Annotated in this window: 2 protein-coding genes (1 of these 2 cut by a window edge); both read right to left on the reverse strand. The window is 65.0% G+C overall.

The window, feature by feature from the left end; genetic code table 11:
* Window positions 1-12,510: a non-ribosomal peptide synthase/polyketide synthase gene (locus HU715_RS14070; protein ID WP_186710697.1), complete on the reverse strand. Its 12,510-nt coding sequence runs from the start codon at window positions 12,508-12,510 to the stop codon at window positions 1-3.
* Window positions 12,510-22,664, reverse strand: the 3' portion of a protein-coding gene (locus tag HU715_RS14075) for a non-ribosomal peptide synthase/polyketide synthase (RefSeq protein ID WP_217884315.1). Its footprint extends 936 nt past the window's final position; 10,155 of the gene's 11,091 nt are visible here — the last part of the coding sequence; its start codon lies off the right edge, out of view; it ends in the stop codon at window positions 12,510-12,512. Before HU715_RS14075 ends, HU715_RS14070 begins: the two co-directional genes overlap by 1 nt.

A 22,664-nucleotide genomic window follows, 5' to 3' on the forward strand; every position in this document is an offset into this window, starting at 1 on the left:
TTAAGCCGCCTGCGCCACGCAGTGCTCGATCAACGCTTCCAGTTCCTCCTGGTAAGCACGCATCAAGCCCTCGACAGTCTCGGCACGGTAGCGGCGGGTGCTGAAGATGCAACGCAGCGCCAGGCGCCCGTCATACACCTGCCCCACCACTTCCAGCCAGTTGCCCAGCGCGGCATGGGGGCTGTAGCAACTGCCGTAGCTTTCCGCCGCCGGCACCAGCAATGCCTTGTCGTCGAAGCTCTGGTCGAACTGCCCCAGGTAGTTGAACGTCACCCGGGCCTGGGGCGCACGCCCCAAGGTGGCGGCCAGCGGCTCGCCGCTCATGTAGCGCAACACGCCGTAGCCCAAGCCCTTGTTCGGCACCGCGGCCAACTGCCGCTGCACCGCCCGCACCGACGTGCCGATATCGGCTTCAGGGTTCGGGGCCAGTCGCACCGGGAACATGCTGGTGAACCAGCCCAGGCTGCGGCTCAGGTCGATGTCCTTGACCAAGTCCTCGCGACCATGCCCCTCCAACTGGATCAGCACCGAAGGCTGCTGGCTCCAACGGCACAACACCCGACTCAGCGCCGCCAGCAACACGTCGTTGATCTGCGTCTGGTAGACCGCCGGCACTTGTTTGAGCAACTGCTGGGTGTGCTGCTCCGACAAGCTCAAATGCGCCACCGACTGGTACTGCACCTGGTTCTTGCCCCGCAGGTTGTCACACGGCAACTCGCTGCCCGGCTGGTCAATCTGTTCCAGCCACCAGGCTTTTTCCTGCGCCGGATAATCCAGCGCATAGGCTTGCAGGCCCTCGGCCCAGGCCCGGTAGCTGCTGGTGCGAATCGGCAGGTTCGGTGCCTGGCCCTCACTGTAGGCCGTATAAGCGGTCTGCAAATCCTGCAGCAGCAAACGCCACGACACCGTGTCGATGACCAGGTGATGAATGACCATCAACACGCGGATTTCACCGTTGCCCAAGGTCACGTGCGCGGTGCGCCACACCGGGCCGTTGTGCAGATCGAGGCTGCGTTGCACCTGTTCGGCGTACAACTCCAGTTCAGCCTCATCGGCCACGCTGTGCTGCCACAGCAAGGGTTCGCTGGCCCACTGCGCCTGCATGTCTTCCAGCGCCTGGTAATGCTGCAGGTGACGTCCGCCGGCTTCGCTGAAGCGCAGGCGCAAGGCGTCGTGCTGCTGCATCATGCCGCGCAACGCCAATTCCAACGCCGTCAGGTTCAACCCTTGGCGGGCCCGCAGCATCAGTGCCTGGTTGTAGTGATGGGGTTCGCTCATGCGCTGGTCGAACCACCACTGCTGGATCGGAATCAGGTTGAACTGCCCTTCGGCGGCCACCTGGGTCATATCCTCGGCCGTCACGGCGCGCGTGTTCGAACGTTGGTCGAAAATCGCCTCGATGGTCTGGCCGCGCATCAGGTCCCGCAGCTTGAGCTCCATCTTCAGCTCGCCATGGTTGCGCACCCGCGAAACCACTTGCAGGCTGAGGATCGAGTCACCGCCCAACTCGAAGAAATTGTCGGTGATGCCCACCCGCTCGACTTGCAACACCTCAGCCCAAACCTTGGCCAACAGTTGCTCGTCGCGGTTGCGCCCCGGCACATACTCGCTGCCCTTGAACTCCGGCTCCGGCAGGGCCTGGCGATCGAGCTTGCCGTTTGGCGTGACCGGCAACGCCTCCAGGCAGATCACCTGGGCCGGCACCATGTAGTCCGGCAATTGCACCCGCAGCTCGGCCTTGAGCCGATCGCCGATGGCCACGCCATCGGGGGTGACCACGTAGCCGATCAGTTGCTTGCCCGAGGCGCTGTCACGGGCGATCACCAACGCATCGCTGACATCGTCCAGTTGCCGCAGGCTGGCCTCGACTTCCCCCAGTTCGATGCGGAAGCCCCGCACCTTGATCTGGTGGTCGATACGCCCGACGTAATCGAGCACGCCGTCGGCGCGCTGGCGCACCAGGTCGCCGCTGCGGTACAGGCGATCGCCCGGCTGGCCGAATGGGTCCGGCACGAAGCGCTCGGCACTCAGGTCCGGGCGACGATGATAACCACGGGCGATGCCCGCGCCACCGATGTACAACTCGCCGGCGATGCCCGGTGGCAACGGGTTGAGGTGGTCGTCGAGCACATACAAGGCGCGCTCGCCCACCGCCCGCCCGATCGGCGCGTAGGCGGCCTCGCAACGTTGGCTGGCCGGCACCTTCCACAACATGGGTGTGACCACGGTTTCCGTCGGGCCGTAGCCGTTGGTGAAGAATTGCGGACGCAGCGCCGCCTTCACTTGCTCGAAGGTCTGGTCCGGCACCGCATCGCCGCCGAAGCAGTACACCCGCACCTGCGGTGGCGCCAGTTGGCTGTTGGCGGCGTATTCGGCCAGTTGCTTGAGGTAGGCCGGCGGGAAGCAGGCGATGGTAATGCCATGGCGGTGCAAGGCGTCGAAGGTCTGCTCCGGTGTCCACAGTGCGCCGTCGCGAATCACCAGGGTGCCGCCACTGAACAACGTGCTCAACCAGCGTTCATGGGCACCGTCGAAGGCGAACGACATGAAGTGCAGCTCACGAGTGTCCTCGTCCATGTCATACAGCCCGGCGATGGCCTGGCAGTGCATGCTCATCGGCCCGTGCGCCACGGCGACACCCTTGGGTCGACCGGTGGAACCCGAGGTGTAGATCAGGTAGGCCAGGTTGCCGCCGAGCAAACCGCTGCGCGGCGGCAAGTCGCTGTAGCCACGACTGTCGAAACCGTCGATGGCCAGGCGCGGCAAACCGTCGAGATCCGGCAAGCGCCCCTGTACCCGGCTGTGGGTCAGCAACAGCGCCATGGCCGAATCTTCGATCATGAACGCCAGGCGCTCGGGTGGATAATCGATGTCCAGCGGCACATACGCCGCGCCGCTTTTCATCACTGCCAGCAGCGCCACGACCATGTCCACCGAACGCTCCAGGGCCACGCCGACCACCACTTCCGGGCCGGCGCCGAGTTCGATCAAGCGGTGGGCCAGGCGGTTGGCCCGGCGCTCCAGTTCGCCGTAACTCAACGAATCGTCGCCACACACCAGCGCCGTGGCCTGCGGTCGCGACTGGGCATGCCGGCCAATCAGCTCCGGCAACAGCTGCGGCTGATAGCAGCCGTTCGGCGCCGCGCTCCATTGTTCGAAGGCCTGCCATTGTTCCACCGACAAGCGCTGCAAATTGCCCAGGCACGCGTGGGGTGCGTGGACCATCGCTTCCAGGGTGTCTTCCATCGTCCGGCGGATGCGTTCCACCGCTTCGACACTGAAGGCGTTACGCAGGAACAGGTACTCGATGGACAGCGTTTCGCCCAGGTTGACCGCCAGGTCCATCGGGAAGTTGGTCACGTCATGGTTGCGCGACTCGCCGAAGCTCAGGCCGGTGTCCTGCTGCTCGCCCAGGCGTTCGTCGATGGGGTAGTTCTCGAACACGATGATGCTGTCGAACAAGCCTTGCCCGCCCAGGCCCGACCAGCGCTGGATGTCCGCCAGTGGCGCATGGGAATGCTCACGCAGGTCCAGGTTGTAGGCCTGCAACTGTTGCAGCCATTGATCCAGCGGCTGCTCGGGATCCAGGGTCTGGATCACCGGCAAGGTGTTGATGAACAGGCCGAGAATGTTATCGGCGTTGACCAGCCCCGCCGGACGCCCGGCGACGGTGGCGCCGAAAACCACGGTGTCCTGCCCGGTAAAGCGTTGCAGCAACAGCAGCCACGCCCCTTGGATCAAGGTATTGGGGGTGATCTGCAAGGCGCGGCAGGCCTGTTGCAGGCGAGCGGTCTGCGTCACGTCCCAGCGCGAATACAACGCCTCGTGCCCCGGCAGTGCCTCGGCGTGACGCGGGAACATCGCCTGGTTGAGGGAGGTCGCCTGCTCCAGGGTATCGAGACGGCTGCGCCAGAAGCGTTCCAGCGCACCCTGGTCCTGGCGTTGCAGCCATTCGATGAACTCGCGATAGCGACCATTGCGGTTGGGCACCTGCCCGTGGGCGTAGAATTGCAGCACTTCACCGAACAACCGCGAACTGCTCCAGCCATCCATGAGGATGTGGTGGCAGGTCCAGATCATCTGGTAGCGATCATCTTCCAGGCGCAGCAACAGCACCCGTTGCAGGGGCGCGCGGCTCAAGTCGAAACCGGCCAGGTAGTCGGCGGTCGCCCGGGCGCTGATCGCCTGCTCGCTGATGTCCTGTCCACGCCAGTCTTCGACCTGCAGCGGCAATTCAACCTGGCGATGGACGATTTGCACCGGCGCGCTCAAGCCATCCTGCCAGTGGAAACTGGTGCGCAGGATGTCCTCGCGCTCGATCACCGAGGTCCAGGCCCGGGCAAAACGCTCGGTGTCCAGGCCATGCACCGGCAGGCAGATCTGGTTGATGTACAAGCCGGAGCTGTCGTCGGCCAGGGTATGGAACAGCATGCCGTCCTGCATCGGCGACAGTGGGTAGATGTCCTCCACCTGCGCCACCGGCACCGGCAGGCCGTTGAGTTGCGCCTGGCTCAGGCGCGCCAGCGGGAAGTCGGAAGGTGTCAGGCCCAGGTGCCCGTCGGTGCAGCAGTGGTCGATCAGTTGCTGCAACGCCACGGCGTAGGCATCGGCCAATTGCTGGAGCGTGGCCTCGTCGAAGACATCGCCACTGAAGGTCCAATCGAGGGACAACTGGCCGTTGAAAATCCGCCCGTCGAGGGTCAGCCAGTTGCCCAGCGCCACGTCGTCGCCGTGCCCTGCGCCACTGCCCTCCTCACTCGGGACGAACAGCGCCTGCTCATCGAAGCTTTGGTCGAACTGCCCCAGGTAGTTGAAGGTGATGCGCGCTGGCGGCAGTTTTGCCAGCCGTTGCTGGACCGCTTCGGCACCCAGGTAACGCAGCACGCCATAGCCCAAGCCCTTGTTCGGCACTGCGCGCAGTTGTTCCTTGATCCGCTTGATCGATTCGGCCGGGTCGCTCGCCGGCGTCAGCAACACCGGGAACAGGCTGGTGAACCAACCGACGGTGCGACTCAGGTCGACGCCCTCGAACAGCTCTTCGCGGCCATGGCCTTCGAGTTGCACCAGGCAGGCCGGTTGCCCGGTCCATTGGCAGACCACTTGCGCCAATGCACTGAGCAGCAAATCGTTGACCTGGGTGCGATAGGCCGTCGGCGCTTGCTTGAGCAAACGCTGGGTCTGCTTGGCATCCAGGCGCGTGCTCACCGAACGGCCATGGGCCGCGGCCTGGCTGCCCTCGGGACGGGCCCGTGGCAACGGCGGCAAGGGCTGGTCCAGTTGCCCGACCCAGTAATCCAGTTCCTTGTTCAGGGTTTCGCTGTGGGCGTAGTCCTGCAACCGCGCGGCCCAGGCCTTGAACGCCGTGGACTTGCCCGGCAAGGCCAGCGCCTGGTTCGCCCGCAATAGGCGATATACGTTTTGCAGGTCTTCCAGCAGCACCCGCCACGACACGCCGTCCATGACCAGGTGATGAATCGCCAGGTGCAGGCGCGCACTGCCGTCCTGCACCGCGATCAGGCTGCAACGCAGCAATGGGCCGTGTTGCAGGTCGAGGCTGCGTTGCGCCTGGTCGGCGATGGCGACGATCTCGCTGGCATCCTGCGCAGTGCGCTGCCAGATCTCCAGGGGCTGCTCATCCATGGCCTGGTGGCTAGCGTGCCAACGGCCATCGTCGGCCTGGGTGAACCGCAGGCGCAGGGCATCGTGATGGGCCACCACGTGAGCGAGGGCCTGTTGCAGGTGCGCGATGTCCAGCGGTTCGCGCGGGGTCAGCAGGACCGATTGGTTCCAGTGGTCGCGATGCGGGATATCACTGGCGAAGAACCAGTGCTGCATCGGCACCAGCAGGCTGTCGCCGGTGACCGGCCCCTGGTCGATCAGCCCTTCGTCAGTGGCGGTGGCGACCCGCGCCAGGGCCTGGATATTCTGGTGCAGGAACAGATCCTTGGGGGTCAGGCCGATGCCTTGGGCACGCGCCCGGCTGACCACCTGGATCGAGTTGATCGAGTCGCCGCCCAGGGCGAAGAAGTTGTCGGCGGTGCCCACCCGCTCGGCGCCGAGCACCCCTTGCCAGATCTCCACCAGCGCCCGCTCGATGGCGTTGACCGGTGCGGTGAACGCCTCTTGGCGCTCGGCCAGGTCCGGCGCCGGTAGCGCCTTGCGGTCGAGCTTGCCGTTCGGGCTCAGTGGCATGTGTTCCAGGCGGGTCAGGTGCGTCGGCACCATGTGTTCCGGCAGGCTCAGGCGCAAATGGCCCAGGAGCGCTTCACGCAATTGCGACCAATTGCCGGTTGCCTCGGCCTGGGCGACCACGTAGCCGCTCAGCACCTTGCCGCTGCGGCTGTCCTGGGCCACTACCACCGCTTCGCGCACCGCACCGTGTTCGAGCAGACGTGCTTCGATTTCCCCCAACTCGATACGGAACCCACGGATTTTCACCTGATGGTCGATCCGACCGATGTAGTCGATCACCCCGTCCGGGCGATAGCGCGCCAGGTCGCCGGTGCGGTACAGCCGCTCGCCGGCCACGAACGGGCTGGCGACGAAACGCTCGGCGGTCAGTTCGGGACGACGGTGATAACCGCGGGCCAGGCCCTGGCCGCTGAGGTACAGCTCGCCGTTGACGCCGCTCGGAACCGGGTTCAGCTCATCGTCGAGGATGTAGGTCATCAGGTTGGCAATCGGCTCGCCAATGGGCACTGCATCGCGCCCTTCGTCGCGGCAGGTCCAATGGGTCACGTCGATGGCCGCTTCGGTCGGACCGTAGAGGTTATACAGCCGGGCATTGGGCAACTTGGCGAACACCTGCTGCTGGGCATCCACCGGCAGGGCTTCGCCGCTGCAGACGATGCGAGACAGGCTGGTGCAACGGCTGACGTTGGCGTCGAGCACGAACGCTTGCAGCATCGACGGCACGAAATGCAGGGTGGTGATGGTTTCCCGTTCGATCAGGCTGACCAGTTTTTGCGGGTCACGATGATCGCCCGGTGCCGCGACGACCAGGCGTACGCCGGTCATCAACGGCCAGAAGAACTCCCAGACCGACACGTCGAAACTGAACGGCGTCTTCTGCAGGACGCTGTCACCAGCGCCCAGGCCATAGGCCTGTTGCATCCAGCACAAGCGGTTGGTCAGCGCGCCATGGCTGTTGCCGGCGCCCTTGGGCTTGCCGGTGGAGCCAGAGGTGTAGATCACATAAGCCAGGTTCTCGGCGACGACCCGGGCAGGCGGATTGTCGGTGGGGTTGTCGCGCAACCAATCGTCATCCCCATCCAGCACCAGCGTGGTGACACCACCCTCTGTGGGAGCGAGCCTGCTCGCGAAGAGGCCATCACATTCAACATCAATATCGACTGTCAGGCCGCTATCGCGAGCAGGCTCGCTCCCACAGAATTGATTGAGCAATGAGCTCTGGATCAGCAGCAGCTCGATGCCACTGTCCTCGATCATGTAGGCCAGGCGCTCCGGCGGGTAATCCGGGTCCAGCGGCACGTAGGCGCCGCCGGCCTTGAGGATCGCCAGCAGGCCAACGACCATTTCCACGCTGCGCTGCACCGAGATGCCCACCAGCACATCCGGGCCGACGCCGCGGGCGATCAAGGCGTGGGCCAACGGGTTGGCGCGGGCGTTGAGCTGGGCATAGCTCAGCGACTGCCCTTCGAACACCAGCGCCTCGGCGTGGGGGTCACGCTCGACCTGGGCTTCGATCAACTGATGCACCGGGAGATGGTTCGGGTAATCGGCGAAGGTGCGGTTCCAGTCCTCGACGATCAGGCGCCGCTGCGCCCCGTCCAGCATCGGCAGTTCGGCGATGCGCTGGGTCGGATTGGCGACGATGGCGCGCAACAGGTTCAGCCAGTGCTCGCCGAGGCGGGCGATGGTGCTCGGCTCAAACAAGTCGCTGGCATAGGTCAGCGCGGCGCTGAGGCCATCGGCGTATTCGAAGGTGTCCAGGGTCAGGTCGAACTGGGCGGTGCCTGCATCCCAGGTCAGTGGCTCCAGGCTCAGGCCCGGCAACGCCGACAGATCCCGGCGGGCATCGCTGGCATGGTTGAACATCACTTGGAACAGCGGCGTGTGGCTCAGGTTGCGCGCTGGCTCCAGCCGTTCCACCAGTTGTTCGAATGGCAGGTCCTGGTGGGCCTGGGCCCCCAATGCGCGTTGCTTGACCTGATCGAGCAACTGGTCGAATCGCAGGTTGCCGTCGATGTCGGCCTTGAGCACCTGGGTGTTGACGAAGAAGCCCAGCAGGCGCTCGGTTTCCACCCGGTTGCGGTTGGCGATCGGCACGCCGACGCGGATGTCGTCCTGGCCGCTGTAGCGGTGCAACAAGGTCTGCAAGCCGGCGAGCAAGAGCATGAACAGCGTGCTGTTGTGCTGCTGGGCCAGGCGCTTGAGGGCTTCGGCCAACGCCGGTTCGATGACGATGGGCAGCCGCGCGCCGCGATAACTTTGCTGGGCCGGGCGCGGATGGTCGGTCGGCAGTTCGAGAATCGGTTGCTCGCCGCCCAACTGCTCAATCCAGTAGTCGAGTTGACGCTGCTGCTCCCCCGCCGCCAGCCATCGCCGCTGCCAGTGCGCGTAGTCGGCGTACTGGATCGGCAGCGGCGCCAGCTCCACGGCCTGGCCCTGGCTGAAACCTGCGTACAACTGCAGCAGGTCGTCGACCATGATCTGCATCGACCAGGCATCGGAGACGATGTGGTGCTGGGTCAGGATCAGCACATGGTCATCAGCCCCCAATTGCAGCCACTTGACCCGCAGCAACGGACCGCGCTGCAAATCGAACAACTGCCGGGTTTCGGCTTCGATCAAACCGCGCAAGGCCTGGTCATCGACAGTGGCGTCGATTGATTCGACCGCCAGGGCCAGCGGCGCCGGTTCGTCGATCACTTGCAGGGGGCGCTCGTTGTCGAGCAAGAAGCGGGTCCGCAGGCTCTCATGACGCGCCACCAGCGCATCGAAGCTCTGTTGCAGCGCGGCACGGTCGAGGGCACCGCGCAAACGCAGCGCTACGGGAATGTGATAGGCGCTGCTGGTGGGTTCCAGTTGCCAGAGGAACCACTGTCGTTGCTGGGCAAAAGAGAGCGCCAGCGGCTGGTCGCGAGCAATGCGTGGGATGCTCGCTTCATCGTGCGCCGATGCCGTGCCCATGGCCTCGACAAACGCCCGCAGGCTGTGATGGGCGAACAACAGGCGCAACGGCACCTGAATATTCAGTTGCTGGCGAATCCGTGACATCACCTGGGTCGCCAGCAAGGAGTGGCCACCCAGTTCAAAGAAACTGTCGTCCAGGCCGACCCGCTGGACCTTGAGGATATCGGCCCAGATCGTCGCCACCGCCTGCTGCGTGGGCGTCTGCGGCGCGACATAGGTTTTCTGCCATTGGCTGGCATCGGGCTTGGGCAATTGCTTGCGATCCAGCTTGCCGTTGGGCGTCAGCGGGAAGCGCGGCAACAGCACCACGTGGGACGGCACCATGTAGTCGGGCAGGTTGACCTTGAGCCGTGTGGTGAGGCTGTCGCGCAGGCCGCTCTGGGCGGTGGCGTCCAGGTCACTCAATTCAGCGCTCGGCACGATGTACGCCACCAACGCCTGGCCGCCCGGCGCGTCCTGGGCCAGCACCGCCGCTTCGCGCACGCTGTCCTGTTCCAGCAGACGTGCCTCGATCTCTCCCAGCTCGATGCGAAAGCCGCGGATCTTCACTTGATGGTCGATGCGCCCGAGGTATTCAAGGATCCCGTCGGCACGCTGGCGCGCCAGGTCACCGGTGCGATACAGACGCTCGCCGGCGACAAACGGATGGGGCACGAAGCGTTCGGCGGTCAGCGCCGGGCGCTGGAAATAACCACGGGCCAGGCCCTGGCCGCCGATCAGCAATTCCCCGGCCACGCCATAAGGCACCGGCATCAGGTCGGCACCGACGATGTACAGCGTGGTGTTGTCGATGGGCCCGCCGAGCCACGGTTGCGCGGCCTGGGTTTGCAACGGGTGCAAGGCCGACCAGATGGTGGTTTCCGTCGGGCCGTAGAGGTTCCACACTTCACCGCCGAGGGCGAGCATGCGCACGGCCAGTTCCCGGGGCAACGCCTCGCCCCCGCACAGGCATTTGCAGCCGCGCAGACCCTGGGCGTTTTCATTGTCCAGCAACATGCGCCAGGTCGACGGCGTGGCCTGCAGCACATTGACCTGCTCGGCCGCGATCAATGCCAACACCGCGTACGGGTCCTGGGCGACGTGTTGGCCGGTCAGCACGATGCATGCGCCGACCATCAGCGGCACGTAGATTTCCAGGCCGAAAATATCGAACGAGAACGTGGTCAACGACAACGCCCGATCCTGGGCCGTCATGCCCGGTGCCTTGGCCATGCTCGCGACGAAGTTGGTCAGCGCGCCGTGGCGCACCATGACGCCCTTGGGCTTGCCGGTGGAGCCGGAGGTGTAGATCGCGTAGGCCAGGTGTTCCGCATCCAGGCGCGTCACGGGCGCCTCACAGGCATAACCGTCGAGCCAGTCACCCTCCTGATCCAACACCAATGTCTTAACGCCAACCCCCGCCCCTGTGGGAGCGAGCCTGCTCGCGATAGCGTCGGCACACCCACCATCGCCATCGACTGAACCACCGCCTTCGCGAGCAGGCTCGCTCCCACAGGATGCCGAGAATTGGTTGAGCAACGAGCGTTGGGTCAGCAGCAGCTCGATGCCGCTGTCTTCGATCATGTATGCCAGGCGGTCCTGGGGGAACGCCGGGTCCAGCGGCAAGTAGGCGCCGCCGGCCTTGAGGATCGCCAGCAGGCCCACCAGCATGTGCGCGCTGCGCTCCACGGCAATGCCCACCAGGACATCGGAAGTCACGCCGAGGCTCTGCAGTTTCCCCGCCAGTTGATTGGCCCGGGCATTGAGTTGGCCGTAGCTCCAGCGCTCGCCGTCGATCACCAGCGCCGGGGCGTCCGGGGTGCGCGCCGCTTGTCGCTCGAATAGTTGGTGGACAAAACCCGCCTCGGGCGCCGGCACCGCGGTGCGCTGGCCGTCGTCGAGCAGGGCCTGGCGCTCGGCTGCGTCGAGCAATGGCAATTCACCGATGCGCTGCGCCGGGTCGGCCACGATGGCCCGCAACAGGTTCTGCCAATGCCCGGCCATGCGCGCAATCGTCTCGGCGCCAAACAGGTCGGTGGCATAGATCAGTGCAGCCGAAAGGCCTTCGCCATGCTCGACGGTTTCCAGGGTCAGGTCGAATTGTGCCGTGTGAGAATCCCAGCTCAGCCCCTCGACTTTCAACGCACCGACCGGCCCCTCGCCCGCCGGGCCTTGGGTCCGGTGGTTGAACATCACTTGGAACAGCGGGCTGTGGCTCAGGTTGCGCTCAGGCTGCAACGCTTCGACCAATTGTTCGAACGGCAGCTCCTGGTGAGCCTGGGCGCCCAGGGCTGTCTGTTTCACTTGTTGCAGCAAGGCGCCAAACGCATCCTCGCTCTGCACATCGCTGCCCTGCACCTGGGTATTGACGAAAAAGCCGATCAGGCGCTCGGTCTCGACCCGGTTGCGGTTGGCCGTCGGCACGCCGACGCGGATGTCGTTCTGGCCGCTGTAGCGATGCAGCAGCGCTTGGAACGAGGCCAGCAAAATCATGAACAGGCTGACGCCCTCACGCTGGGCCATGTGCTTGAGGTCGCCGGCCAGTACCCCGTCGATGGCGAGCTCCAGTCGCGCGCCGCGATAGCTCATCACCGCCGGACGGGGGAAATCGGTCGGCAGTTCCAGCACCGGTTGCTGGCCCCCCAAGCGTGCGGTCCAGTATTCCAACTGGCGTTCGCGCTCGCCCGCTTCCATCCAGTGCCGCTGCCAGATGGCGTAGTCGGTGTACTGGATCGGCAGCGCCGGTAGTTCCAGCGCGCGGCCCTGGCTGAAGGCGGCGTAGCCGTTGACCAATTCCTCGACCATCACCTGCATCGACCAGCCATCGGCAACGATGTGGTGCAAGGTCACGATCAACACGTGATCATCCGCCGCCAACCGCAGCAGGCGCGTACGCAGCAGCGGCCCCTGTTGCAGGTCGAAGAGCTGGCGAGTTTCTGCTTCGATCAACCGGCGCAGCTGCGTCTCGTCCGGCAATGGTTCCAGGGCGTCGGCCTGCAAACGCACCGGCGCCGCCGCGTGCACGTGCTGCACGACCTGCTCGCCATGGATCTGGAAGGTGGTGCGCAGGCTCTCGTGACGCGCCACCAACGCCGTGAAACTTTGCTCCAGCGCAGCGATGTCCAGCGGCCCGCGCAAGCGCAGGGCCGTGGGCATGTGATAAGCCGCGCTCTCGGGGTCCAACTGCCAGAGGAACCATTGGCGTTCCTGGGCAAACGACAGCGACAACGTGTCGAACTCGGCACTGACAGGCGCAATGGGCAGGTTCGCCGGGGAAACGTTCTCTTCGAGCATTTTCTGCAAGTACAAGCGACGTTTTTCCAGCGGCAGCGTTATGAAGCGCCTGGCAATACGTTGTGCGACAGCGGTGTCCATCAAACCTCCTCAAATTCATCGAGCAGCGCTTCAAGCTTGCTCAATTTCGACGTACTCATGGGTTCGCCGGCAGGCTCGAGTTGCGCCACGAACGCGCCGAGTACCGGGAATTGGAAAATCAGTTGCGGGGTCAAGGTCAGGCCCAGTTCCAGTTGCAGGCGCGAGACCACGCTCACCACCAGCAGCGAATGCCCGCCCAGCTCGAAGAAGTCGTCGCCCAGCCCGACCTGCTCGACCTTGAGCACGTCTTGCCAGATCGCCGCGACCCGGCATTCCAGGTCGCTCCGGGGCGCCAGGTAAGCCGGTTGCAGGGCACGGGTGCCCGGTGCCGGCAAGGCCTTGCGATCGAGCTTGCCGTTGGGGGTCAGCGGCAAGCGGTCGAGGAAGACCCAATGGGTCGGCACCATGAAGTCCGGCACCTGGGCCGCCAGTCGCGCCTTGAGTCGGTCGCCCAGGCTGGCCGAATCCAGGGAGCCGTCCTGGCCGACCAGATAGGCCACCAGGTTCGGTCCGCTCACGTCGTCCCGCGCCAGCACCACCGCATCGCGCACCTCGGCATCGGCCTGCAGGCGCGCTTCGATTTCCCCCAGTTCGATGCGCAGGCCACGGATCTTCACTTGATGGTCGATCCGGCCGAGGTACTCGATCACCCCGTCCGCGCCATAACGCGCCAGGTCACCGGTGCGATACAGGCGACCGCCCGCAACGGGGGCGAACGGATCGGGAATGAAGCGCTCGGCGGACAGTGCCGGTCGTTGGTGGTAACCACGGGCCAGGGAGTCACCGGCGATGTGCAACTCGCCGACAGCGCCCACCGCGCAAGGCTGCAACGCCGCATCCAGCACGTAGGTGCGCACGTTATCGATGGGACGGCCGATGGCGATGATTCGCTCGGCGTCGTCCTCGCTGTCGCGCACCACGGCATGGCTGCTGGTGTCGATGGTCGCTTCGGTCGGGCCATACAGGTTGCGCAGTTCACCCTCGAACAGCGCCATGACCTGGCGCGACAGGTGCGCGCTGAGGGCTTCGCCACCGCACAGCAACAGGCGCAGGGAGGCCAGCTGTTCGCGGGTCGCCACGGGCAGCAACGCCTGCAACAGCGACGGCGCCATTTGCAGCACGCTGATGCGCCACCGCGCCACGTCGGCCCAGAGGGTGGTCAGGTCGAGGTTCAGGTGCGGGTTGGCGAGCACCAGTTGCGCGCCGCTCATCAACGGCAGCCAGAATTCCCAGACCGAGGCATCGAAGCTGATCGCGGTTTTCTGCAGGACGCGGTCGGCGGCCGTCAGTTTCAAGCAACCTTGCATCCACGCCATGTGGTTGCTCAGGGCGGCATGGCGCAAGGTCACGCCCTTGGGCTTGCCGGTGGAGCCGGAGGTGTAGATCACATAAGCGAGGTTTTCGCCGTCGATGACCACGCCAGGGTCGCGCTCGCTGTAGCCGGCCAGCCATTGCCCGGGTTGATCCAACAGCAGCGCGGCCACGGCAGCGTCGCCGAACAGCGGCAGCACCTCGGTTTCAGTGAGCAGCAAGGCGATACCGCTGTCCTCGACCATGTACGCCAGGCGATCCCGGGGATAGGCCGGGTCCAGCGGCACGTAGGCGCCACCGGCCTTGAGCACTGCCAGCAAGCCGACGACCATCTGCACGCTGCGCGACAACGCCAGGCCCACCAAGACATCGGGGCCAATGCCGCGTTCGATCAAGCCATGGGCCAGGCGATTGGCCCGGGCATTGAGCTCGGCGTAAGTGAGCGTTTCCTGCTCGCTGACCAGGGCGACCGCGTCGGGGCTGCTTTGGGCCTGGGCCTCGATCCATTGATGGACCAGGCGCCGAGGCGGTTCCACCACCGACGTGGCGTTCCAGTCGCCCAGCAGCCTGTCGCGGGTCGTCGCATCCAGCAGTTGGATGTCGCCCACGCAACCGCCAGCCGGCAGGCTCACCATCTGCGCGAGCACGTGTGCCACCTGCTTAGCCAGGCGCTCGACGGTGTGTGTAGGGAAAGCAGCATGGGCATAGGTGAAGTGCAGGCTCAGGATGTCAGTTAGATTGACGGCCAGGGTCAACGGGAAATTAGTCTGTTCCTGGCTGGCCACGCTGCCGAAGCTCAAGCCCGAGGGCGCCTGCTCTTGCAGGGCCTGGGACACAGGGTAGTTTTCGAACACCAGCAAGGTGTCGAACAAACCGTCGCCGCCCTGCCCGGCCCAGCGCTGGATCTCGAACAGCGGCGTATGTTCGTGCTCGCGCAAGGCCACGTTCTGGCCTTGGACCTGTAGCAGCAGCTCGCTCAGCGCTTGCTCCGGACGCGGGCTGGCGATGACCGGCAAGGTGTTGATGAACAGGCCGATCTGCTGTTCGACGCCCTTGAGCTCGCTCGGACGCCCCGACACGGTGGCGCCGAAGGCCACGGTGGCGTGTCCGGTGTAGTGCTGCAGCAGCAACAGCCAGGTCGCCTGGACGACGGTGTTGAGGGTGACTTTCTGCTGGCGGGCGAACTCACCCAGGCGCTGGGTCTGCTCGGGCGTCAGGTGGTGATAGTGGCTGGCGTGGCTGCTTTCCAGCGCCGATTGCAGCGGCGCGAAACGGGTCTCGGCCAGACGCGTCGGCGCCTCCAGGGGTTGCAGTTGCGCCAGCCAGAAGGTTTCGCTGGCCTGGGCGTCGCGGCCTTGCAGCCAGGCAATGTAGTCCCGATAGCGCCCAGCCGGGCGCGGCAGGGCCTGGCCGTCATAACGTTGCAGCACCTCGCCGAGCAACTGCGAGTTGCTCCAGCCATCCATCAGGATGTGGTGATGGGTGTAGATCAGGTGATAACGCCGCTCGGCGGTGCGCACCAGCACCAGGCGCAGTAACGGCGCGCAGGCCAGGTCGAAGCCCTGCTCGCGTTCGGCATCCGCCAGTGCGTCCAGGGCCTGACTGACTTCGGCACGGGCGCTCCAGTCCAGGGAGGTGAATGGCACGCGCACCTGCTTGTGCACCACCTGCACCGGGCGCTCGCTGCCCTGCCAGATAAAACTGCTGCGCAGAATGTCATGGGCATCGACCGCCGCTTGCCAGGCGGCCTCGAAACGCCGTGGGTCGAGGCCTTCAATGTCCAGGCGCATCTGGTTGATGTACTGGCCGCTGCCCGCCTCGTAGAGGCTGTGGAACAACATGCCCTGCTGCATCGGTGCCAGCGGGTAAAGGTCTTCCACGCCGCGCGCCGACAGCGCCAGGCCATCGAGCTGCGCCTGGGTCAGGCCGGCCAGGGGGAAATCCGTCGGCGTCATGCCCTGGTTCGTCGGGTCGCAGCAATGGGCGATCAACAGCGCCAGCTCGCTGGCGTAGTCATCGGCCAATTGCTGGATGGTCGCCGGCTCGAACTGTCGCTGGCTGAACGTCCAGCCCAACCGCAGCGCGCCCTCGAACACCTGGCCGTTGAGCGTCAGCCAGTTGCCCAAGGTGGTCAGCGGGCTTTGCTCGTCACCGGCGCTTTCGCTGGCCGGGCTGAACAGCGCGCCTTGGTCCTGATCGAAACTGCCGTCGAACTGACCGAGGTAGTTGAACGTGATGCGCGGCACCGGCAGTGCTTCCAGGGCCGCCCGGCTGGCGTCATCGCCCAGGTAACGCAGCGCACCGAACCCCACACCTTTGTCGGGAATCGTCCGCAGCCCTTGCTTGATCGACTTGATCGAGTCCGCCAGTTCGACGGCCGGCGACAACCGCACCGGGAACAGGCTGGTGAACCACCCCACCGTGCGGGTCAGGTCGACATTGGCGAACAGCTCTTCGCGGCCATGGCCTTCGAGCTGCAGCAACAGGCTGTCGTGACCGGTCCAGCGGCAGATCACCCGGGCCAGGGCCGTGAGCAACAGGTCGTTGACCTGGGTGCGATAGGCCGCCGGCGCCTCTTGCAGCAACTGCCGGGTCAAGTGCGCGTCGAGCCGTGTATGAACGGTGACGGCCTCGTGGTTTTGCCCGATCGCCTCGGGGTCGAGGCACGGCAGGTCGGTCGGGGCGTCGTGCAGTTGCCCTTGCCAGTAGGCCAATTGCTGTTGCAGTTCCGCGCTGCGGGCGTGGGCCTGCAACTGCTCGGCAAACACCTTGACCGAGCTGGTCTTGGCCGGCAGTTGCAGCCTTTGGCCGGCGAGCAACTGCTGGTAGGCGGTTTGCAGGTCGTCGAACAGGATCCGCCACGACACACCGTCCACCGCCAGGTGATGGACCACCAGCAACAGGCGCTGGCTGCCGTCGGCCAAGGTCGCCAGGACGCCGCGCAGCAGCGGCCCGGCGTGCAGGTCGAGGCTGCGCTGGGCCTGGTTGGCGAGGGTTTCCAGCGCGCTGGCATCGGCCACGTCACGCTGCCACAGCAAACCGTCATTCCCCCAAGCTTGCTGTTGCGCCGCCACCTCACGGTGCTCGGCGCGCCAACCTTCGGCGGTTTCATTGAAGGACAAACGCAAGGCGTCGTGGTGCAGCACCAGCGCCTGCAAAGCCTGCTCCACCACCGATGCTTGCAGCGCACTGGCCGGTTGCAGCAGCACCGACTGGTTGTAATGGTGACGCTGGGGAATCGCCTCGGCGAAAAACGCCTGTTGAATCGGCAGCAGCGGCGTCGATCCTTCAGCCGGCGCCTGATCGATTGCCGACGCTTCCCCACCGACCTGGGCGACACTTGCCAGCGCCTGCACGGTCTGGTGCTGGAAAAGGTCCTTGGGCGTAAAGCGAATGCCCGCCTGGCGGGCGCGGCTGACCACTTGGATGGAGACAATCGAGTCGCCGCCCAACTCGAAGAAGTTATCGCTCAAGCCGACCCGCTCGACCTTGAGCACGTCTTGCCAGATCGCGGCGATCTGTTGTTCCAGCTCACTTCGCGGCGCCACGTAATCCTGCTGGACCTGGCTGGCGTCGGCGGTGGGCAAGGCCTTGCGGTCGAGCTTGCCGTTGGCGGTCAGCGGCCATTGCTCAAGGAACAACAGGTGCGTCGGCACCATGTAGTCTGGCAGCTCGGCCTTGAGCTGGGTCTTGATCTGGTCGCGCAGGCCAGCTTCATCCTCGACGATGTGCGCCGGGATTACGTAAGCCACCAGTTGCTGGCCGCTCGGTCCTTCCTGGGCCAACACCAGTGCTTCGCGCACCGACGCCAGGTCGTTCAGGCGCGCTTCGATCTCGCCCAGTTCGATGCGGAAACCGCGGATCTTCACTTGATGGTCAATACGACCGATGTACTCGATCACGCCGTCGCTGCGGTACTGCGCCAGGTCGCCGGTGCGGTACAGCCGTGCGCCGCTTTCGCCGAACGGGTCGGGGATGAACCGCAATGCGGTGAGGTCGCCACGATTCAAGTAGCCCCGGGCCAGGCCGGCGCGACCGACGTACAACTCACCGATGCAGCCTTTTGGTACCGGGTTCAAATCGCCGTCCAGCAAGTACCAGGACAGGTCGGCAATCGGTTCGCCAATCGGGCTGCTGGCGTCCTGTTCCAGGTCCGCTATCGACAGCGGACGGTAGGTCACGTGCACGGTGGTTTCGGTGATGCCGTACATGTTGATCAGTTGCGGCGCGGCATCGCCGAAGCGCTCGAACCAGGGGCGCAGGGACTGGATGTCCAGCGCCTCGCCGCCGAACACCACGTAGCGCAAGGCATTGCTTCGCGAGTCAGTGCAGGCTTCATGCATCAATTGCTTGAACGCCGACGGTGTCTGGTTGAGCACCGTCACCCCGGCATCGCAGAGCAATTCGTGGAACTGCTGCGGTGAACGGCTGATGTCATACGGCACGATCAGTAACTCACCGCCATGCAGCAACGCGCCAAAGATTTCCCAGACCGAGAAGTCGAACGCGTAGGAATGGAACAGGCTCCAGACATCCTGCGCGCCGAAGTTGAACCAGGGCTCGGTGGCCTCGAACAGGCGCAGCACGTTGTGGTGCGGCAGCAAGGTGCCCTTTGGATTACCGGTGGAACCGGAGGTGTAGATCACGTAGGCGAGGTTCGCGGCGTCCATCGCCACCTGTGGATCGCTGTCGGCGAAGGCGCTGACATCAGCGCCCAGCAGCAGCGTCTGCACGGCCTCCGGCACTGGCAACTGATCGACCAGGGCCGCTTGGGTCAGCAGCAATTGAATGCCGCTGTCCTGCATCATGTAGGCCAGACGATCCTGGGGATACGTCGGGTCCAGCGGCACGTAGGCGCCGCCGGCCTTGAGGATCGCCAGCAGGCCCACCAGCATGTCGAAGCCCCGCTCGGCGGCCAATCCCACCAATACATCCGGGCCGACGCCGTGGGCGATCAACTGATGGGCGCGGCGGTTGGCCTGGGCGTTGAGTTCACCGTAGGTCAGGGCTTGAGCGTTGCAACGCAACGCGATGGCGTCGGGACGCAAGCGCGCCTGCTCGGCGATGCGCTGATGCAGGCAGGCCTCGCCCGAGAAGCTGCGTGGCGCCGGGTTCCATTGGGCGATGTGTTGCTGGTGCTCGGTGGCCGTCAGCAACGGCAATTCACCGATGCGTTGGCCGGGATTGGCGACGATGCCGTGCAGCAAGTTCAGCCAGTGTTCGGCCAGGCGCTGCACGGTGCTGGCGTCGAACAGGTCAGTGGCATAAGTCAGCGCCGCACCGAGTTCACCCTCGGCTTCCAGGGTGTCGAGGGTCAGGTCGAACTGGGCAGTCTGGCTTTCCCATTCCTGGGCCTTGATCACCAGACCGGGCAGCGCCGGCAGTGCCTGGCGAGCCACGCTCTGGTGGTTGTACAACACCTGGAACAACGGGCTGTGGCTCAGGTTGCGTTCAGGCCGCAGGGCTTCGACCAGTTGTTCGAACGGCAGGTCCTGATGGGCTTCGGCGCCGATGGCCGCCTGTTTGACCTGCGCCAGCAATTGACTGAAACGCTGCTGCGGATCGACCTCGGCCTTGAGCACCTGGGTGTTGACGAAGAAGCCGATCAGGCCTTCGGTTTCCACCCGGTTGCGGTTGGCGATGGGCACGCCGACACGAATGTCCGGCTGGCCGCTGTAGCGGTGCAGCAAGGCTTGGAACGAGGCCAGCAAGACCATGAACAGCGTGCTGCCTTCGCGCTGGGCCAGCTGTCGCAGCTGTTGGCCCAAGGCCTGCGGCAAGTCGATTGCCAGGCGGGCGCCGGCAAAACTCTGCCGGGTCGGGCGCGGCCGGTCGGTGGGCAGCGCCAACAACGGCTGCTCGCCCCCCAGCACATCGGTCCAATACGCCAGTTGCCGTTCCCGCTCGCCGGCGTCCATCCACTGACGTTGCCATACCGCGTAATCAGCGTACTGGATCGGCAGCTCGGCCAATGCCAGGGACTCACCCTGGCGGCACGCGGCATAACCTTGCATCAGTTCTTGCACCAGCAATTGCATCGACCAGCCATCGGAGACGATGTGGTGCTGGGTCAGCACCAGCACATGCTCGTCGGCCGCCACCCGCAGCAGGCCGACCCGCAGCAGCGGGCCGTTTTGCAGGTCGAAGGGCTGGGCGATCTGCTGGCGGACGAAGGCCTGGATCTGTTCATTGCCGCCCTCGAGCATCTGCGGGATTACCACCGGGTTCATCTGTGGGTGAATGACCTGGAACGCTTGCTCGTCGACCTGGACGAAGGTGGTACGCAGGCTTTCGTGGCGCCGCACCAAGGCGGCGAAACTCTGTTGCAAAGCCTCCAGGTCCAGGTCGCCCTGAATCCGCAGCGCCGCCGGAATGTGGTACGCCGCGCTGTCGGGCTCCATCTGCCAGAGGAACCACTGGCGTTGCTGGGCGTAGGACAACGGCAACGGTGCCTGGTCCCGGGAAAGACGCGGGATGCTCGCCGGTCGTGCCACGTCGCCGTCCATCAGCGCCGCCACACAAGCCTCAAGGCTGGCGTTCTCGAACAACTGGCGCAATTGCAGGTTCAGGCCGAGGGCCTGGCGAATGCGCGACACCATCTGCGTCGCCAGCAGCGAATGGCCGCCCAGTTCGAAAAAGTTATCGCTCAAGCCGACCCGCTCGACCTTGAGCACGTCTTGCCAGATCGCCGCGATCTGTTGTTCCAGTTCACTTCGCGGCGCCACATAGTCCTGCTGGACCTGGCTGGCGTCGGCGGTGGGCAAGGCCTTGCGGTCGAGCTTGCCGTTGGCGGTCAACGGCCATTGTTCGAGGAACAACAGGTGCGTCGGCACCATGTAGTCCGGCAGCTCGGCCTTGAGCTGGGTCTTGATCTCATCGCGCAGGCCGGCTGGGGCCTCGCCGATGTGCGTCGGGATCACGTAGCCCACCAGTTGCTGGCCGCTCGGCCCTTCCTGGGCCAACACCAACGCTTCGCGCACTGAATCCAGGGCGTTCAGGCGCGCTTCGATCTCGCCCAGTTCGATGCGGAAACCGCGAATTTTCACTTGGTGGTCGATGCGACCGACGTACTCGATCACGCCGTCGCTGCGGTACTGCGCCAGGTCGCCGGTGCGGTACAGCCGTGCGCCGCTTTCGCCGAACGGGTCGGGGATGAACCGCAACGCGGTAAGGTCGCCACGATTCAAGTAGCCCCGGGCCAGGCCGGCGCGACCCACGTACAGTTCACCGACGCAGCCTTTCGGCACCGGATTGAGGTCGCCGTCCAGCAAGTACCACGACAGGTCGGCAATCGGTTCGCCGATGGGGCTGCTGGCATCCTGTTCCAGGTCCGCCACTGATAGCGGACGGTAGGTCACGTGCACGGTGGTTTCGGTGATCCCGTACATGTTGATCAACTGCGGCGCGGCATCGCCAAAGCGCTCGAACCAAGGGCGCAGGGACTTGACGTCCAGCGCCTCGCCGCCAAACACCACGTAACGCAAGGCGTTGGCCCGGTCATCGGCGCAGGCTTCGTGCATCAATTGCTTGAACGCCGACGGTGTCTGGTTGAGCACCGTCACCCCGGCGTCGCAGAGCAGTTCATGGAACTGCTGCGGTGAGCGGCTGACGTCATACGGCACGATCAACAGCTCGCCACCGTGCAGCAATGCGCCAAAGATTTCCCAGACCGAGAAGTCGAACGCGTAGGAATGGAACAGGCTCCAGACATCCTGCGCGCCGAAGTTGAACCAGGGCTCGGTAGCCTCGAACAGGCGCAACACGTTGTGGTGCGGCAGCAAGGTGCCTTTTGGGTTACCGGTGGAGCCGGAGGTGTAGATCACGTAGGCGAGGTTCGCGGCGTCCATTGCCACCTGCGGATCGCTGTCGGCAAACGTGCTGACATCGGCGTCCAGCAGCAGCAGCGTCTGCATGCCCTCCGGCACCGGTAATTGATCGACCAGGGCCGCTTGAGTCAGCAGCAAGCGAATGCCGCTGTCCTGCATCATGTAGGCCAGACGATCCTGGGGATACGTCGGGTCCAGCGGCACGTAGGCGCCGCCGGCCTTGAGGATCGCCAGCAGGCCCACCAGCATGTCGAAGCCCCGCTCGGCGGCCAATCCCACCCGTACATCCGGGCCGACGCCGTGGGCGATCAACTGATGGGCGCGGCGGTTGGCCTGGGCGTTGAGTTCACCGTAGGTCAGGGTTTGGGTGTTGAAACGCAACGCGATGGCGTCGGGACGCAAGCGCGCCTGTTCGGCGATGCGCTGATGCAGGCAGGCCTCGCCCGGGAAGCTGCGTGGCGCCGGGTTCCATTGGGCGATGTGTTGCTGGTGCTCGGTGGCCGTCAGCAACGGCAATTCACCGATGCGTTGGCCGGGATTGGCAACGATGCCATGCAACAGGTTCAGCCAGTGTTCCGCGAGGCGCTGCACGGTGCTGGTGTCGAACAGGTCAGTGGCGTAGCTCAGGGATGCGCCCAGTTCACCGTGGGTTTCGTGAGTATCGAGGGTCAAGTCGAACTGGGCGGTGTGGGAACTCCAGTCGAGGCTCTCGACCTGCAGCCCCGGCAGTTGCAGGGCCTGGGCCGCGCCGCCGCTCTGGTGGTTGAACATCACCTGGAACAGCGGGCTGTGGCTCGCCTGCCGCTGGGGTGCCAGTGCCTGCACCAACTGCTCGAACGGCAGGTCTTGATGGGCCTGCGCGCCCAGCGAAGCCTGTTTGACCTGCGCCAGCAATTGGTCGAAAGGCAGGTCGCCGCGCACCTGGGCATTAAGCACTTGGGTGTTGACGAAAAATCCGATCAGGCCTTCGGTTTCCGGGCGATTACGGTTGGCCACCGGTACGCCGACACGGATGTC

This window comes from Pseudomonas zanjanensis (assembly GCF_014268745.2).
GTDB lineage: Bacteria > Pseudomonadota > Gammaproteobacteria > Pseudomonadales > Pseudomonadaceae > Aquipseudomonas > Aquipseudomonas zanjanensis.

Bases quoted from the DNA above. Each gene is read 5' to 3' on its own strand.
- HU715_RS14070 (WP_186710697.1), bottom strand. From the start codon at position 12,510: ATGGACACCGCTGTCGCACAACGTATTGCCAGGCGCTTCATAACGCTG.